Here is a 17,061-nt window from a genome sequence, read left to right as displayed (position 1 = left end):
CGCGTCATACGCCAAAGGTCTGGTACCGATGCCCAAATCAGCAAACCGCTTTTTGCGCCTGCCGCGTATCTCAGCGGCCGATCCCCAAGAGTCGGAACAGGCCTGGCAGAACGCCCCACAACTGCTGGCCGCGCTCAACGGCGCGCGCCTGGGGGCTTGGCTGTGGGATATCGAAAGCGGCCGGGTCAGCTGGTCGCGGGGCACCCAGGCCCTGTTCGGCTTCGACCCGCAGCGGCCGTTGCCCGCCGATGTCGACTACCTCGACCTGCTGCCCGAGGAAGACCGCGCGCGCACGCGCCAGGTATTCCAGGCCGTGTTCAACGGCGAGCCGGTGGAACAGGCCATGCGCCACCGTATTCGCTGGCCGGACGGCAGCCTGCACTGGCTGGAGATCAACGGTAGCCTGACCCACGACCAGCATGGCCGGCCGCAGATGATCGGGGTGATCCGCGAAATTACCCGCCAGCGCGAGCGGGAAACAGCGCTGATCAATTCGGAAAAGCGCTTCGCTACCCTGTTTCACCTCAGCCCCAACGCCATTTTGCTGACCCGCCGCCACGACGGCATGATCTTCGAGGTCAACCAGCACTTCGAAGACATGTTCGGCTGGCCCGGCAGCCAGGTAATAGGCAAGACCAGCCTGGAGCTGGGCCTGTGGGTCAACCCCGAGCAGCGCCACCAGGTGATGGAGTCGACCCGCGCCAGCGGCGGCCCGCTCATCATCGAGGTGCAGTTCCGCGCCAGCAGTGGCAAGGTGCACGACGGCATCCTCTGCACCCAGGGCATTGAACTTGAGGGCGTCACCTTCCTGATCAGCACCTTTGTCGACACCACCGAGCGCAAGCGCGCCGAGCAGGCCCTGAAAGACAGCCAGGAACGCCTGGACCTGGCCCTGGACTCGGCGCAGCTGGGCACCTGGGACTGGCACATCCCCAGCGGCATGCTCTACGGCTCGGCCCGCGCCGCGCAGCTGCACGGCCTGCCGCCCACCCCTTTTCACGAATCGTTCGATGCGTTTTTCGAGGGGGTGCCGGAGCAGGAACGCAACTCGATGCGCCAGGCCTACCGCAGCCTGCGCGAAGGGCCTGCCGGCAACTACCAGATCACCTACCGGGTGCAGCTGGAAAACGGCATTTCACGCTACATCGAAAGCCGCGCACGGCTGTACCGCGACGAGCAGGGCAACCCGTTGCGCATGGCTGGCACCTTGCTCGACATCACTGACCAGGTCGAGCGTGAGCAGCGCCTGAGCGCCTCGGAAGAGAAGTTCGCCAGCCTGTTCCAGGTCAGCCCCGACCCGATCTGCGTCACCCGCCAGGACACCGGCCAGTTCATCGAGATCAACCCGGCGTTCAGCCAGACCTTTGGCTGGGACAGCGACCAGGTGATCGGCCGCACCGCCGAGGAAATCGGCCTGTGGGCCGAGTCCATCGAGCGTGCGCAACGTATCGAGCGGGTCATCCGCGAACAGGCCCTGAGCAACGTTGCCGTGGTGGTCAACCACCGCAACGGCGCGCCGTTGACCTGTGTGATCTCCAGCCGCCTGATCACCGTCGACGACCAGCCCTGCAGCGTTACCACCCTGCGCGACATCACCCAGCAGCAACGCGCCGAGGCGGCGCTGAAGTCCAGTGAGGAGAAGTTTGCCAAGGCCTTCCACTCCAGCCCCGACGCCATCACCATCACCGAACGCCACAGCGGCCGTTACCTGGAAATCAACGACGGTTTCTGCCGCCTGACCGGCTACAGCGCTGCCGATGTGGTCGGCCACACGGTGTACGAGATCGGTATCTGGGCCGACGAAAAGCAGCGCAGCGCGTTGCTGACCGAACTGCGCGACCGCGGCCGGGTGCATCACCGGGAAATGCTCGGGCGTAACAAGCGCGGCGATATCCTCACCGTGGAAGTCTCTGTCGAGCCAATCACCCTCAACGAAGTCGACTGCCTGCTGCTGACCGCCCGCGACGTCAGCCAGCTGAAGAACGCCCAGGCGCAGATACGCCACCTGGCCTACCACGACCCGCTGACCAACCTGCCCAACCGCGCCCTGCTGATGGACCGCCTGAGCCAGCAGATTGCCCTGCTCAAGCGCCACAACCTGCGCGGCGCCCTGCTGTTTCTCGACCTCGACCACTTCAAGCACATCAACGACTCGCTGGGCCACCCGGTGGGCGACACGGTGCTGAAGATCATCACCGCCCGCCTGGAGGCCAGTGTGCGCCTGGAGGACACCGTGGCCCGCCTGGGTGGCGATGAGTTCGTGGTACTGCTCAGCGGGCTGGAGGGCAGCCGTGAGCTGGTGGAAGAAAAGGTGCGTGAACTGGCCGACACCCTGCGCGAGCTGCTGGCCGAACCGATGTCGCTGGATGGCCAGCGCTTGCAGGTAACGCCCAGCATCGGTGTGGCGCTGATCCCCGACCACGGCACCACCCCGGCCGACCTACTCAAGCGTGCCGATATCGCCCTTTACCGGGCCAAAGACTCCGGGCGCAACACCACCCAACTGTTCCACACCACCATGCAGAAGGCCGCCAGCGAGCGCCTGCGCATGGAAAACGACCTGCGCCTTGCCCTGGCCCGTGGCGAACTGGCGCTGCACTTCCAGCCGCAGGTGGACGCCCGCGACAACCGTATCGTCGGCGCCGAGGTGCTGCTGCGCTGGCACCACCCGCAACTGGGCCAGCAGCCGCCCGCGCAGTTCATTCAGGTGTTGGAGGAAAGCGGCCTGATCCTGGAAGTTGGCAGCTGGATCCTTGACGAAGCCTGCGATGCTTGCGCACGCATGCTGAACGACGGGCTGATCGACGCGGATGATTTCAGCCTGTGCGTGAACATCAGCCCACGGCAGTTCCGCCAGAACAACTTTGTCGAGCGCGTGCTGCGCAGCCTGGACGATTACCGGCTGCCTCGGCACATGCTCAAGCTGGAGATCACCGAAGGCATCGTCATTCAGAACCTGGAAGACACCATCAGCAAGATGCGCGAACTGAAGCGTTACGGGGTGAGCTTTGCCATGGATGACTTTGGCACTGGCTATTCCTCGCTGACCTACCTCAAGCGCCTGCCGGTCGATGCGCTGAAGATCGACCAGACTTTCGTGCGCGATGCACCGATCGACCCCAACGACGCCGAGATCGTCCGCGCCATTGTCGCCATGGCCCGCAGCCTGGACCTGGCAGTGATTGCCGAGGGGGTGGAGCTGACCGAGCAACTTGAGTTTCTCGAACGGCTGGGCTGTCACCTGTACCAGGGTTACCTGCACAGCCGGCCGTTGCCGTTGTCGGAGTTTCGCAAGATGCTGCTGGAGGCGCCGGCGGACTACTGATCGTATGACTGGTGCGATCCTTGTAGGAGCGGCCTTGTGTCGCGATGGGCTGCAAAGCAGCCCCAAAATCTCCGCTCCAGCACAGATTGCCGGGGCTGCTTTGCAGCCCATCGCGACACAAGGCCGCTCCTACAAGGGACCGCGTGAGAAGGCACAAAAAAGGGCACCCCTAGGGGTGCCCTTCTTCATTGCGGTGCGATCAGTTCAGCGCTGGTTTGTCGCCATTGATCGGGATGCGCTTGGCCTTGGCTTCTTCAGGCACGATGCGCAGCAGGTCGATGCTGAGCAGGCCGTTGGCCAGGCCGGCGGCTTTCACTTCGATATGGTCGGCCAGGCGGAACGACAGCTTGAAGGCGCGTTGCGCGATACCTTGATGCAGGTAGGTCACTTCAGCGGCGCCGTTGTCGCGCTTGCCACCGGTCACGGTCAGGACACCTTTCTCGACCTGCAGGTCGAGGTCCTGCTCCTGGAAACCGGCTGCGGCAACCACGATGCGGTAGTGGTCCTCGCCATGCTTTTCCACGTTGTAGGGCGGGTAGCTGCTACCGGCCTCATTGCGTGCCGCGGATTCGAACAGGTCGTTGAAACGGTCGAAACCAACGGAATGGCGGAACAGTGGAGCAAGAGAGAAAGCGGTAGTCATGGTCATAAACTCCTGAGATTCAGCAAGTAAGTCATTACGCGACCCGACTTCGGCATCGCGTACTCAAGAGATATGGCCGAGGGAAAGGCTTTCAAGGGGCAAGTAGAAAAAATCTGAAATCGGTGTTGCCCTTTTCGCGGGCACGCCCGCTCCCACAGGATCACCACAAGCCTCAGGGCCGGTGCAATACCTGTGGGAGCGGGCGCGCCCGCGAAAGGGCCTGATCAGGCAACACAAGCTTCGAAAGCAGCCGCATCAACGCCAAGCAACCGGCTGATCCGCGCACAGTCATCTTCCCGGCGCAACTCGGCAAACAACAGCACCGCCTCGGGGTAACTGCGGGTCAGCATTGCCAGCCACTGCTTCATGCGCCCCGGCGCATAGCGCGGCGACAGCTTGGCCTGGGCCTGGCGCCAGAACTCGCGCAACAACGGCAGCAGGTCGTCCCAGCTCATCGGTTGGTAGTCCCGCCCGTCACGCGCCGCGGCAATCTGCAGGCCCAGGTCGGGGCGCGATACCAGCCCACGGCCCAGCATGATGTCTTCGGCCCCACTGACCTCGCGGCAGCGCCGCCAGTCATCGACGGTCCAGATCTCGCCATTGGCGAACACCGGCACCTTGACCACATCCTGCACCCGCGCCACCCACTCCCAATGCGCCGGCGGCTTGTAGCCCTCGACCTTGGTCCGCGCATGCACCACCAGGTGCGCCGAGCCGCCTTCTGCCAACGCCGTGGCACAGTCCAGCGCGCCGTCTGGGCTGTCGAAGCCCAGGCGCATCTTCGAGGTTACCGGGATATGCGCCGGCACCGCGCGGCGCACCTCGCGCACGATGGCGTGCAGCAACTCCGGCTCCTTGAGCAGCACGGCACCACCCCGTGACTTGTTCACGGTCTTGGCTGGGCAGCCGAAGTTCAGGTCGATCACTGGCGCACCCAGCTCGCAGGCCAGCGCCGCGTTTTCCGCCAGGCACACCGGGTCCGAGCCCAGCAACTGCACGCGCATGGGCACCCCGGCAGCTGTGCGCGCGCCTTGGCGCAGCTCGGGCGCCAGCTTGTCGAACGAGGACGCCGGCAGCAGGCGGTCGCACACGCGAATGAACTCGGTGACGCACCAGTCGATACCGCCCACGCGGGTCAATACGTCGCGCAGGATGTTGTCAACCAGCCCCTCCATGGGGGCCAGGGCAATTTGCATGTCGGGGTCTCGGCGGAAAAGCCGGCAGTCTAACAAAAATCGCCGGCGATTCAGGTGCCGATCAGCGCCGGGCCGTAACCTTCGACGAATTCCGCCGGCATGCGCCTGGGCTTGCCACTGGACAGCTCGATGCAGGCAAAAGTGGTTTGCGCGCGCAGCAGGGTTACGCCGTCACGCGGGCGCTTGAGCTGGAAGCGCCGGGTCATGCGCAGGCGCTGGTCCCAGTCGATGATCCAGGTGGCCAGTTGCAGTTCGTCGTCCTCATAGGCGGCGGCCAGGTAGTCGATTTCGTGGCGCACCACCGCCATCGCCCGGTCCAGGCGCCGATACTCGGCCAGGTCCAGCCCCAGCCGCTGGGAGTGGCGCCAGGCGCAACGCTCCAGCCAGGTGACGTAGACCGCGTTGTTTGCGTGGCCGAGGCCGTCGATGTCCTCGCTGCCGACGCGCAGGTCGATGACGAAGGGTGTTGCCAGGTCCCAGCTCATGTTCGCTTCCTTGGCGGAAAAAGAGAATTTAGCAGCGACCTGCGGAGAAAAGTCCAGCCCTTGCATAGGATTTACCGGCCTCATCGCCGGCAAGCCAGCTCCCACAGATACGGCGCCTGACTCAAGTATTGCGCCTTACCTGTGGGAGCTGGCTTGCCGGCGATGAGGCCGGTACGGGCATTACCATCAGGCGCTTTGCCTTGCCGGTGCAGCTGCGCGAGCCAGCAATTCGAGCACGGCTTCACTCACGCGAGGATCGGACAGCACCCGCTGGTGCCCTCCCTCCTCCAGCAGCATCAGGCGGCTATCGAACCAGGCCTTGTGAATAACCTGGGCTTCATCGGCGGCCACAAGCGCATCATCGGCGGCATGCACTACCAACCCCGGCAGCTCCAACTGGTAACCGGTCACATCCAGCCGTGCGATCTGCATGCCCACATCCCGCTCTACCTGGCGAATGAACGCCGCCCGCGCCCGCGCCGGCATCCCCAGGTGATGAGCAAAACCGCGCAGCACGCCCAGCAGCCGCGCCGGGGCAGCAATGCTGACTGCTGCCTCTGTGCGCAACCCCATCTGCAAGGCCAGCAACACACTGGCACCGCCCATGGAATGGCCAATCACCGCACGCAGCGGCGGCAGCTCGGCAGCGGCCTCCAGCAGCGCCCGGGCAAACAGCACCACATTTGCCTGTTCGCCAGGCGAACGGCCATGGCCCGGCCCTTCCAGCGACACCACCGTGTGCCCGGCCTGGACCAAGGTTTCGATCAACGCGGCAAACTGGGTCGGGCGCCCCTCCCAACCATGCATCAGCAGCACGGTCGGCCCCTTGCCCCAGCGCAAGGCAGACAAGCCGAAGCGCAGGGTGATGCGCTCGGCGCTGGCCAGCACGGGCAGCTCCCAATCCCGAGGCGGCAGATTGCGCGGGGTCATGAAGGCACGGCGCATCTTGCCCGCGACATGCTCGGGGGCCAGGCGGCCCAGGGTGCCATTGACACCACGAATCCAGCTCAGGGTAGTCATCGCCATGCTCCAGGGTTAAAGCACCGCCGATTTGGCGGCGCGCAGAATACGGTCCGACAGCTCGCTGGTACCCAAGGCACGGGCCAGGGCAAGGCCGCCGACCATGAGCGCCAGGTCGGCCAGGGCCTTGTCGGCATCTTCGGGTCGGTCGACCATGGCAGCAGTCATCAGCTCGATGTGCTCGGCCAATACCTCGCGGAAGACCTCCGGCAGGCGCTGCATCTCGCCCAGCGAGTTGGGCAGCGGACAGGCGTGCACTTCGGCATCCCGGTGTTTGCGCGACAGGTAGAAGGCACTGGCCAGCGCCCGCCGCCCTTCACCATCAAGGCTCGGGTCGATCTGGGCGAGCAAGGCGCGGCGCTCACTCAACAGCTGGCGGAACGCTTCAAGCATCAGTTCGTCCTTGCTGTCGAAGTGAGCATAGAAACCGCCGACGGTAAGCCCTGCTGCCCCCATCACCTGGCTGACGCTGGGCTCGGCAGGGCCGTGCTGGATCAGCGCACTGCGTGCCGCTTCCAGAATGCGCTCGCGGGTTCTGCTCTTCTTGTCGCTCATCGGGCACTCGCCATGCAAAATATGATGATCGAAATATTATTCCTATCATATTTTTTGGCAAGCGAAATTTAACGCCGCTTGTCAGCCGCGAAATGTTCGGAAGGGAGAAAAAACAAAAGGCCCATTCAATAAGCGAATGAGCCTTTAAAGTCCCGCAAAACGCGGGTAAATATGGCGTCCCCTAGGGGACTCGAACCCCTGTTACCGCCGTGAAAGGGCGGTGTCCTAGGCCACTAGACGAAGGGGACGTAACCTTCGTGCCGATCCGCTTACGCGAACCGCGGCAAAATTGGTGGAGCTAAGCGGGATCGAACCGCTGACCTCCTGCATGCCATGCAGGCGCTCTCCCAGCTGAGCTATAGCCCCGAAACAAAAGGCTCATCAATAATCGACGAGCCTTTTTAAACCCTGCAAAACGCAGGAAAAAGTGGCGTCCCCTAGGGGACTCGAACCCCTGTTACCGCCGTGAAAGGGCGGTGTCCTAGGCCACTAGACGAAGGGGACGTAACCTTCGTGCCGGCCCGCTTACGCGAACCGAGGCAAATTGGTGGAGCTAAGCGGGATCGAACCGCTGACCTCCTGCATGCCATGCAGGCGCTCTCCCAGCTGAGCTATAGCCCCGGATTTCTAGCCTCGCGGCCCAGCGACATAATTAAACATCGCTTGTGTAAAACTGGCGTCCCCTAGGGGACTCGAACCCCTGTTACCGCCGTGAAAGGGCGGTGTCCTAGGCCACTAGACGAAGGGGACGAACCTTCTTACCTTCAAGACCCGGTTGCTGGACCCGGTCTTGCTTATCAGCCGTGGCTGACAAGCGGAATTTGGTGGAGCTAAGCGGGATCGAACCGCTGACCTCCTGCATGCCATGCAGGCGCTCTCCCAGCTGAGCTATAGCCCCACAATGTCGCTTTGAACTGAATCGCTGGCTGGGTGGCTGGCGTTTCGTTTTCGTTCATCGCTGTGGACGGGGCGCATATTAAGATCGGATTGCAGGGCTGTCAAACGAAATTTTGAAAATATTCAAAAGTTTTTTCACAGATAACAATCACTTACCGCCCTGCCCCAGCAAAACCTCAGCATCGTACCCTTGTAGGAGCGGCCTTGTGTCGCGATAGGACCGCAGCGCGGTCCCACAATCTTCGCTTTAACGCAAAATCGCCGGGGCCGCTTTGCGGCCCTTTCGCGACACAAGGCCGCTCCTACACGGTTCAGCGGCAGCTTTCAGAACACCTTCAGGCGATGGAGGCCAGCAGCTTTTCCCACTCTTTGTTTTCTTTCTTCGACACACCACCCAGCAGGTCCAGGGCCTGGCGCAGGCGGTAGCGGGTCAGGTCGGGGCCGAGGATTTCCATGGCGTCCAGCACCGACACCGAGCTGGCCTGGCCAGTAATGGCGGCGAACATCAGCGGCATGGCATCACGCAACTTCAGTTCCAGGGCTTCGACCACGGCCTGGATACAACCGGTGATGCGCTCTTTTTCCCACTGGCGCAGGCTTTCGAGCTTCCACAGGATCAGCTGAATCACCTGGCGCACCTGGTCGGCCGACAGTTTCTTGCTTTCGAACAGCTTGGCATCCAGCTTCAGCGCGCCTTCAAAGAAGAACCCGCCCAGCGGGGCAACCTGGCTGAAGGTCTCGACCCGGCCCTGCACGTGCGGGGCAATCTTCATCATGTAGTCGCTGTTGAATGCCCATTTCTGCAGGCGTGTGGCGAATTCCTCGACCGGCAGTTCGCGCAGCCACTGGCCGTTGAGCCAGGACAGTTTCTCGATGTCGAAAATCGGGCCGCCCAGCGAAATGCGCGACAGGTCGAAGTGCTCGACCATCTCGTCCAGCGAGAACTTCTCGCGCTCGTCCGGCATCGACCAGCCCATGCGGCCCAGGTAGTTGAGCATCGCCTCAGGCATGAAGCCCATGCGCTCGTAGAAGGTCACCGAGGTCGGGTTCTTGCGCTTGGACAGCTTGGACTTGTCCGGGTTACGCAGCAGCGGCATGTAGCACAGCTTGGGCTGCTCCCAGCCGAAGTATTCGTACAGCTTGATCAGCTTGGGCGCAGACGGCAGCCACTCTTCGCCACGCAGGACGTGGGTGATGCCCATCAGGTGGTCGTCGACCACGTTGGCCAGGAAGTACGTCGGCAGGCCGTCGTTCTTCATCAGCACCTGCATGTCCATGCGGTCCCACGGGATTTCAACGTCGCCGCGCAGCATGTCCGGGACCACGCACATGCCTTCGCTCGGCACCTTCATGCGGATCACGTGTGGCTCGCCAGCGTCCAGGCGGCGCTGTACTTCCTCGGCGCTCAACAGCAACGCGCGGCCGTCATAGCGCGGGGTTTCGCCACGAGCTTGCTGCTCGGCACGCATCTGATCCAGCTCTTCGGCGGTGCAGAAGCAGTAGAAGGCGTGGCCGGCGTCAACCAGCTCCTTGGCATATTTGGCGTAGATCTCGCCACGCTCACTCTGCCGGTACGGGCCGTGCGGGCCACCCACATCCGGGCCTTCGTTCCATTCGATGCCGAGCCAGCGCAGGGCGTCGAAGATCTGCTGTTCCGACTCGCGCGTGGAGCGCAACTGGTCGGTATCTTCGATGCGCAGGATGAACTCACCGCCGTGCTGCTTGGCAAAGCAGTAGTTGAACAGGGCGATGTAGGCGGTGCCGACATGGGGGTCGCCGGTAGGCGATGGCGCGATACGCGTGCGTACGGTGGTCATGGAAGGTCTCGAACTGAAGATGAAACAAAGGCGGGATGTTAGCAGGAGGCAGGCACCGGGCTCCAGCAATGGCGCGAACGTCACTTGTCTACAGGGCCTGCGGCGCTGTTAAATTTGCTTACACTTCTGGAACGATAGTCCCCATGCCTGCCCAACTCAAACGCCGCCTGGCGATCTTCTTCACCCTGGTGGCCATCATCGCCCTCGCCTTCCTGGCCCACTGGTACTTCAAGGGCCGTTTCTACGAGAGCACCGACAACGCCTACGTACAGGGTGAGATCACCCGTATCTCCAGCCAACTGGGCGCACGTATCGACGCGGTGCCGGTGGAAGACAACCAGCATGTCAACAAAGGCGACCTGCTGGTACGCCTGGAAGCGGCAGACTTCGACCTGGCGGTTGACCGCGCCCGCGCCACCCTGGCCACCCGCGAAGCAGAATACGCACAGGCACAAAGCCGCCTGACCCAGCAGGGTAGCCTGATCGCCGCCGGGCAGGCTCAGGTGGCAGCCAACCAGGCCACGTTCGACCGCTCCCGGGTGGACCTGAGCCGCGCCGAAAAACTGCGCAAGCCAGGTTTCATATCCGAAGAGCGGGTCACCACCCTGTCGGCAGACAGCCACGTCGCCGGCTCTCAGGTCGACAAGGCCCGCGCCGACCTGCAAAGCCAGCGCCAGCAGGTCAACGCCCTGAACGCCGACCTCAAACGCCTCGATGCACAAATCGCCAATGCCCGCGCCGACCTGGCCCAGGCCGAGCTGAACCTGACCCGCTGCGAAATCCGCGCGCCGATCAGCGGCACCATCGGCCAGCGCAATGCGCGCAATGGCCAGGTGGTGCAGGCCGGTGCCTACCTGCTTTCGATCGTGCCCGACGAAGACATCTGGGTGCAGGCCAACTTCAAGGAAACCCAGATCGGCCGGATGCAGCCTGGCCAACGCGCCGAGCTGCTATTCGACAGCTACCCGGACACCCCCATCGAAGGCCGGGTCGACAGTGTCTTCGCCGCCTCGGGCGCGCAGTTCAGCCTGCTGCCACCCGACAACGCCACCGGCAACTTCACCAAGGTGGTGCAGCGCATCCCGGTCAAACTCATTTTCAGCGCCGACAACCCGCTGCACGGGCGCATCCGCCCCGGCATGTCGGTGACCGCTACCATAGACCTGCGCAGCGAAAGCGAAGGCCACAATGGCCGGTGACCCGTTGCTCCAGCCCACCGCCGAGCCCACCCGGCGCGACTGGATCGCAGTGATGAGTGTGATGCTCGGTGCGTTCATGGCGGTGCTGGACATCCAGATCACCAACTCGTCGTTGAAAGACATCCAGGGCGCACTTTCAGCGACGCTGGAGGAAGGCTCGTGGATTTCCACCTCGTACCTGGTGGCGGAAATCATCATGATCCCGCTGACCGCCTGGCTGGTGCAGTTGCTGTCGGCACGGCGCCTGGCGGTGTGGGTATCCGGGGGGTTTCTGTTGTCGTCGCTGCTGTGCTCGATGGCCTGGAACCTGGAAAGCATGATCCTGTTCCGCGCCCTGCAAGGCTTTACCGGTGGCGCGCTGATTCCACTGGCGTTTACCCTGACCCTGACCAAGTTGCCCGAACACCACCGCGCCAAAGGCATGGCGATGTTCGCCATGACCGCCACCTTCGCCCCCTCCATCGGCCCCACCCTGGGCGGCTGGCTGACCGAAAACTGGGGCTGGGAGTACATCTTCTACATCAACATCCCACCGGGCCTGGTGATGATTGCCGGCCTGCTGTACGGGCTGGAGAAGAAAGACCCGCACTGGGAACTGCTGAAAAGCACCGATTACGCCGGCATCGTCACCATGGGGCTGGGGTTGGGCTGCCTGCAGGTGTTTCTTGAGGAGGGCCACCGCAAGGACTGGCTGGAGTCGCACCTGATCGTCGGCCTGGGCAGCGTCGCCCTGGTCAGCCTGATCACCTTCGTCATCCTGCAGTTTTCCAAGCCACACCCGCTGATCAACCTGCGCATCCTTGGCAACCGCAACTTCGGCCTGACGAGCATCGCCAGCCTGGGCATGGGCGTTGGCCTGTACGGGTCGATCTACCTGTTGCCGCTGTACCTGGCGCAGGTGCAGGGCTACAACGCCTTGCAGATCGGCGAGGTGATCATGTGGATGGGGGTGCCGCAGCTGTTCCTGATCCCGCTGGTGCCGCAGCTGATGAAAGTGGTGTCGCCCAAGCTGCTGTGCGCCTTGGGGTTTTGCCTGTTCGGCGCCGCCAGTTTCGGCTCCGGAGTGCTCAACCCGGACTTCGCCGGGCCGCAGTTCAACCATATCCAGATCATCCGCGCCCTTGGCCAGCCGATGATCATGGTGACCATTTCGCTGATCGCCACGGCGTACATCCAGCCGCAGGATGCGGGGTCGGCATCGAGCCTGTTCAATATCCTGCGTAACCTGGGCGGTGCGATTGGCATCGCCTTGCTGGCCACGTTGCTGGATGCGCGGACCAAGGTGTATTTCGATTACCTGAGGGAGTCGGTGGTGCCGAGCAACCCGCAGGTGGCGGAGCGGCTGGCGCAACTGGCGGAGCGCTTGGGCAGCGATAACGCAGCGTTGGGCAAGTTGAGCGAGATCACTCACCAGCAGGCGATGATCATGGCGTACAACGATGCCTTCCATTTTGTCGGGATCGGGTTGGCGGTGAGCATGCTGGCGGTGTTGCTGACCCGCAAGCTGCCGGCGGGGTTGAAGGCTGGGGAAGCCCATTGAGGCTATTTTCAGAGGCTACGCGCCCCTCTGTGGGAGCGGCCTTGTGTCGCGAAAGGGGCGCGCAGCGGCCCCAGGATTTCAGCGTCACAGCATAAATTGCTGGGGCCGCTGCGCGGCCCTTTCGCGACACAAGGCCGCTCCCACAGAGGCCGCGCCAGGCTTTAGCTGGTAATCAACCGCTCGCGCAGCTGGGTAATCTCGTCGCGCAGCTGCGCTGCCGCCTCGAACTCCAGGTCGCGGGCGAACTGCATCATCTTCTCTTCCAGCTGCTTGATGCGCTTGGTGATCTCGCCCGGCGTACGCAGCTCCGCTTCGTAACGGGCGCTCTCTTCTGCCGCCTTGGCCATGCCCTTGCGCTTTTTGCTGCGCGCGCCAGGCACGGTGGCGCCTTCCAGGATGTCGGTGATGTCCTTGACCACGCCCTTGGGCACGATACCGTTGGCTTCGTTGAAAGCGACCTGCTTTTCACGGCGCCGCTCGGTTTCGTCAATCGCCCGCTGCATCGAGCCGGTGATGTTGTCGGCGTACAGGATCGCCCGGCCATTGAGGTTACGCGCAGCACGGCCGATGGTCTGGATCAGCGAGCGCTCCGAACGCAGGAAGCCTTCTTTGTCGGCATCGAGGATCGCCACCAGCGAAACCTCCGGCATGTCCAGGCCTTCGCGCAGCAGGTTGATGCCCACCAGCACGTCGAAGGTGCCCAGGCGCAGGTCGCGGATGATCTCCACCCGCTCCACCGTGTCGATATCCGAGTGCAGGTAGCGCACCCGCACATCGTGGTCGGCCAGGTAATCAGAGAGGTCCTCGGCCATGCGCTTGGTCAGCGTGGTGGCCAGCACCCGCTCGCCTAGCGCCACGCGCTTGCGGATCTCCGACAGCAGGTCGTCCACCTGGGTCAGTGCCGGGCGTATTTCGACCTGCGGGTCGACCAGGCCGGTCGGGCGCACCACCTGCTCCACCACGCGCCCGGCATGCTCGGCCTCGTAGGGGCCCGGGGTAGCGGACACAAAGATGGTCTGCGGGCTTACATCCTCCCATTCGTCGAAGCGCATCGGCCGGTTGTCCAGTGCCGAGGGCATGCGGAAGCCGTACTCGACCAGGGTTTCCTTGCGCGAACGGTCGCCCTTGTACATCGCGCCTACCTGCGGAACGCTGACGTGTGATTCGTCGATTACCAGCAGTGCATCGGCTGGCAGGTAGTCGTACAGGGTGGGCGGTGGCGCACCGGCCGGGCGCCCGGACAGGTAGCGCGAGTAGTTCTCGATGCCGTTGCAGTAGCCCAGCTCCATGATCATTTCCAGATCGAAGCGGGTGCGCTGCTCAAGGCGCTGCGCTTCCACCAGCTTGTTGGCCTTGTGCAGGTACTCCAGGCGCTCCTTCAACTCTTCCTTGATGCCCTCCACGGCCTCCAGCAGGGTTTCCCGCGGGGTGACGTAGTGGCTCTTGGGGTAGAAGGTGAAACGCGGCAGTTTGCGGAAGACCTCGCCGGTGAGCGGGTCGAAGGCGGCGATGTTCTCCACCTCGTCATCGAACAGTTCGATGCGGATGGCTTCAAGGTCCGACTCGGCCGGGAAGATGTCGATCACATCACCGCGCACGCGGAAGGTGGCACGGGCAAAATCCATTTCGTTGCGGGTGTATTGCAGGTCGGCCAGGCGGCGCAGCAGTGCGCGCTGGTCGAGCTTGTCGCCGCGGTCCACATGCAGGACCATTTTCAGGTACGACTCGGGGCTGCCCAGGCCATAGATGCACGACACGGTGGTGACGATGATTGCATCGCGCCGCTCCAGCAGCGCCTTGGTCGCCGACAGGCGCATCTGCTCGATGTGGTCGTTGATCGAGGCGTCCTTCTCGATGAAGGTGTCCGACGACGGCACGTAGGCCTCGGGCTGGTAGTAGTCGTAGTAGGAAACGAAATACTCCACCGCGTTATTGGGGAAGAACGCCTTGAATTCGCCGTACAACTGCGCGGCCAGGGTCTTGTTCGGCGCCAGCACCAGTGTCGGGCGCTGCACCTGCGCGATGACGTTGGCGATGCTGAAGGTCTTGCCCGAACCGGTCACGCCGAGCAGCGTCTGGTGCGACAGCCCCGCCTCGATGCCTTCGACCATCTGGCGGATGGCCTCGGGCTGGTCGCCGGCCGGCTGAAAACGGGTGACGAGCTGGAACTCGGACATGTCGGACCTCGCGGTGTTGCAGCAACTGTAAATTTAGCCAGTAGTCTATACCCAAATGCGGCTATCCGGGGGCGCTTTCAAGGCGGGGCTGTGAGCGCCTGTTACTGTGGACCCGGCATTTAGACCAATGGTCGAAAAATATTTGCGCAAATAGCCGGAAAAGCTGTGCCAGAGTGTCGCAGTGACCGAGCGGTATCACTATACTGACTCCCCGTTTGTGCACCGCTTCAGTGCATTCGGGCTGGAGCGTGTACGTCCTATCACTCTCCAATCAGAGCCAAGGTAACAATGAGCCTGTTTTCCGCTGTCGAGCTGGCACCCCGCGACCCTATCCTGGGCCTCAACGAAGCATTCAACGCCGACCCACGTACCGACAAGGTCAACCTGGGCGTTGGCGTGTACTGCAATGAGGAAGGCCGCATTCCGCTGCTGCGCGCCGTGATCGAAGCCGAAACCCAGCGTGCCGCCCAGCACGCCTCGCGCGGCTACCTGCCGATCGACGGCATCGCCACTTACGACCAGGCCGTGCAAAAACTGATCTTCGGCGCCGAGTCGCCACTGCTGGCCGCTGGCCGCGTGGTCACCGTGCAGGCCGTTGGCGGTACCGGCGCGCTGAAGATCGGCGCCGACTTCCTCAAGCGCCTGTCGCCCAACGCCGTGGTAGCCATCAGCGACCCGAGCTGGGAAAACCACCGCGCACTGTTCGAGACTGCAGGTTTCCCGGTACAGAACTACCGGTACTACGACGCGCCGAGCAACGATGTCAACCGCGCCGGCATGCTCGAAGACCTGAACAACCTGCCGTCCGGGTCGATCGTCGTACTGCATGCCTGCTGCCACAACCCGACTGGCGTCGACCTGGGCCTGGATGACTGGAAAAACGTCCTGGAAGTGGTCAAGGCCAAGGGCCATGTGCCGTTCCTCGACATGGCCTACCAGGGCTTTGGTGACGGCATCGCCGAAGACGCCTTCGCCGTGCGCCTGTTCGCCGAGTCGGGCCTGGACTTCTTCGTTTCCAGCTCGTTCTCCAAGTCGTTCTCGCTGTACGGCGAACGCGTTGGCGCACTGTCGATCGTCACCGGCAACAAAGACGAAAGCACTCGCGTGCTGTCGCAGGTCAAGCGCGTAATCCGCACCACCTACTCCAACCCGCCGACCCACGGCGCTACCATCGTTGCTACCGTGCTGAACAGCGACGAACTGCGCCAGATGTGGGAAGCCGAACTGGGCGAGATGCGCCAGCGCATCCACGGCATGCGCCAGCAAATGGTCAGCCTGCTGGCTGAATATGGCGCCAAGCGCGACTTCAGCTTTGTTGGCCGCCAGGCGGGCATGTTCTCCTACTCGGGCCTTACCGTCGACCAGGTGGCACGCCTGAAGAACGAGTTTGGCATCTACGCGCTGGACACCGGCCGCATCGCGGTTGCCGCGCTGAACCAGAGCAACATCCACGTGGTCACCAAGGCCATCGTAGAAGTGCTGTAACCTATTGATTTGCTTGGGAGTGGCTTGACATCTCCCGGGCAATCAGTAAGATATGGCGCAGATTCCGCGATAGCTCAGTCGGTAGAGCAAATGACTGTTAATCATTGGGTCCCTGGTTCGAGTCCAGGTCGCGGAGCCAAACATTGAAAAGCCCCCGGGTGCGCAAGCAACCGGGGGCTTTTTCGTTGCGTCGGGTTTACTGGCCCAGCGGCTCGGTCACTGGCTTGCCCTCGTCCACCAGGCTCCACACCAGCAGCTTGGCGGGCTGAGTCTTGCTGGCGTTGCGCGACACGCTGTGTACGGTGCCTGGCGCCTCGTACCAGTACTCGCCGGCCTTGTAGGTCTTTTCCTGGTCGTTGTTTAGCTTCGATACCACTGCCCCCTCCAGAACGTAAGCCATCACTGCGCCTGGATGCTGATGCGCGGGCGATGCCTCGCCAGGGGCGTAGCTCACGGTGAGCATGACAGCAGTTTTGCCGGGGGCATTCGAGGGTTGTTGTTGCTGCAGGACTTTGACCTGGTCTGCAACGTCGCCGTGGGCCCAGGCGGGGGTTTGGGCGGCGAACAGGGCAAAAAGGACGATGGCTAGGGGTTTCATGGCGGGCTTCTCCTGAATGGCAATTGCCAGCAGGTTAGGCCCTCATTGGCTGAAGACAAATGGCCAATTCGAGGTAAAAGCAGGGGGCCGATTTTGCCTGTGCTGCCCTCTTCGCGGGCATGCC

12 protein-coding genes and 7 tRNA genes are annotated in these 17,061 nt (G+C 63.0%); 5 read left to right on the top strand and 14 right to left on the bottom strand.

The genetic code is table 11. The features are described from left to right. Nucleotides 1-28: 28 nt before the first annotated feature. Entirely contained in the window at nt 29-3,325 is a 3,297-nt protein-coding gene (locus AK81_RS16320) for a bifunctional diguanylate cyclase/phosphodiesterase (protein WP_043200418.1), read from the top strand. A 199-nt stretch (nt 3,326-3,524) separates the two neighbouring features. Here AK81_RS16320 and AK81_RS16315 read toward each other — a convergent pair whose 3' ends face one another. From AK81_RS16315 to gltX, 12 genes are all read right to left on the bottom strand, one after another. Next, nucleotides 3,525-3,968 carry an Hsp20 family protein gene (locus AK81_RS16315; protein WP_019473804.1) on the bottom strand — a complete coding sequence of 148 codons (444 nt, stop codon included), beginning with the start codon at nt 3,966-3,968 and terminating at the stop codon, nt 3,525-3,527. A 224-nt stretch (nt 3,969-4,192) separates the two neighbouring features. Next, the gene (locus AK81_RS16310; RefSeq protein ID WP_043200417.1) at nt 4,193-5,164 is read right to left on the bottom strand and encodes a tRNA dihydrouridine synthase; all 972 of its coding nucleotides are present in this window, start codon (nt 5,162-5,164) and stop codon (nt 4,193-4,195) included. Nucleotides 5,165-5,214: 50 nt separating this feature from the next. Beyond that, on the bottom strand, nt 5,215-5,649 hold the full coding sequence (locus AK81_RS16305) for an acyl-CoA thioesterase (protein ID WP_043200415.1): 435 nt from the start codon (nt 5,647-5,649) through the stop codon (nt 5,215-5,217). A gap of 186 nt (nt 5,650-5,835) precedes the next feature. Further along, a complete protein-coding gene (locus AK81_RS16300) occupies nt 5,836-6,669 on the bottom strand; it encodes an alpha/beta fold hydrolase (protein ID WP_043200414.1) in 834 nt (277 codons plus the stop codon). Between the two features lie 15 nt (nt 6,670-6,684). Further along, nucleotides 6,685-7,224 (bottom strand): TetR/AcrR family transcriptional regulator, encoded by a 540-nt coding sequence (locus AK81_RS16295; RefSeq protein WP_043200413.1) that lies wholly within the window; start codon nt 7,222-7,224, stop codon nt 6,685-6,687. A 172-nt stretch (nt 7,225-7,396) separates the two neighbouring features. Beyond that, nucleotides 7,397-7,472, bottom strand: a tRNA-Glu gene (locus AK81_RS16290). Between the two features lie 42 nt (nt 7,473-7,514). Further along, nucleotides 7,515-7,590 (bottom strand) — tRNA-Ala (locus AK81_RS16285). 62 nt (nt 7,591-7,652) lie between these two features. Further along, a tRNA-Glu gene (locus tag AK81_RS16280) sits at nt 7,653-7,728 on the bottom strand. A 41-nt stretch (nt 7,729-7,769) separates the two neighbouring features. Further along, nucleotides 7,770-7,845, bottom strand: a tRNA-Ala gene (locus AK81_RS16275). A gap of 53 nt (nt 7,846-7,898) precedes the next feature. Next, nucleotides 7,899-7,974, bottom strand: a tRNA-Glu gene (locus AK81_RS16270). Between the two features lie 72 nt (nt 7,975-8,046). After that, nucleotides 8,047-8,122 (bottom strand) — tRNA-Ala (locus AK81_RS16265). A 334-nt stretch (nt 8,123-8,456) separates the two neighbouring features. Next, on the bottom strand, nt 8,457-9,938 hold the full coding sequence (gene gltX, locus AK81_RS16260; protein ID WP_043200412.1) for a glutamate--tRNA ligase: 1,482 nt from the start codon (nt 9,936-9,938) through the stop codon (nt 8,457-8,459). A gap of 143 nt (nt 9,939-10,081) precedes the next feature. On the opposite strand from gltX, the gene AK81_RS16255 reads away from it, so the two are divergent. Both AK81_RS16255 and AK81_RS16250 read left to right on the top strand, forming a co-directional pair. Continuing rightward, nucleotides 10,082-11,137 (top strand): HlyD family secretion protein, encoded by a 1,056-nt coding sequence (locus AK81_RS16255; protein ID WP_043200411.1) that lies wholly within the window; start codon nt 10,082-10,084, stop codon nt 11,135-11,137. Between the two features lie 49 nt (nt 11,138-11,186). Further along, on the top strand, nt 11,187-12,677 hold the full coding sequence (locus AK81_RS16250; protein ID WP_193393769.1) for an MDR family MFS transporter: 1,491 nt from the start codon (nt 11,187-11,189) through the stop codon (nt 12,675-12,677). Nucleotides 12,678-12,838: 161 nt separating this feature from the next. Here the strand turns inward: AK81_RS16250 and uvrB are convergent, their stop codons facing one another. After that, nucleotides 12,839-14,854 (bottom strand): excinuclease ABC subunit UvrB, encoded by a 2,016-nt coding sequence (gene uvrB, locus AK81_RS16245; protein WP_043200409.1) that lies wholly within the window; start codon nt 14,852-14,854, stop codon nt 12,839-12,841. Nucleotides 14,855-15,142: 288 nt separating this feature from the next. Between uvrB and AK81_RS16240 the strand changes: the two genes are divergently transcribed. Further along, nucleotides 15,143-16,339, top strand: coding sequence for an amino acid aminotransferase (locus tag AK81_RS16240; protein ID WP_043200408.1), 1,197 nt, complete (start codon nt 15,143-15,145; stop codon nt 16,337-16,339). Nucleotides 16,340-16,402: 63 nt separating this feature from the next. Beyond that, a tRNA-Asn gene (locus tag AK81_RS16235) sits at nt 16,403-16,478 on the top strand. A 57-nt stretch (nt 16,479-16,535) separates the two neighbouring features. Here the strand turns inward: AK81_RS16235 and AK81_RS16230 are convergent. After that, complete coding sequence (locus AK81_RS16230; RefSeq protein WP_043200407.1) at nt 16,536-16,937, bottom strand: cupin domain-containing protein; 402 nt, start codon at nt 16,935-16,937, stop codon at nt 16,536-16,538. Nucleotides 16,938-17,061: the final 124 nt, after the last annotated feature.

The sequence above is a fragment of the Pseudomonas putida W15Oct28 genome (genome assembly GCF_000708715.2).
Classification (GTDB): domain Bacteria; phylum Pseudomonadota; class Gammaproteobacteria; order Pseudomonadales; family Pseudomonadaceae; genus Aquipseudomonas; species Aquipseudomonas putida_R.
The sequence above is the reverse complement of the archived record's forward strand: the minus strand, read 5'-3'. Positions and strand labels throughout refer to the sequence as shown.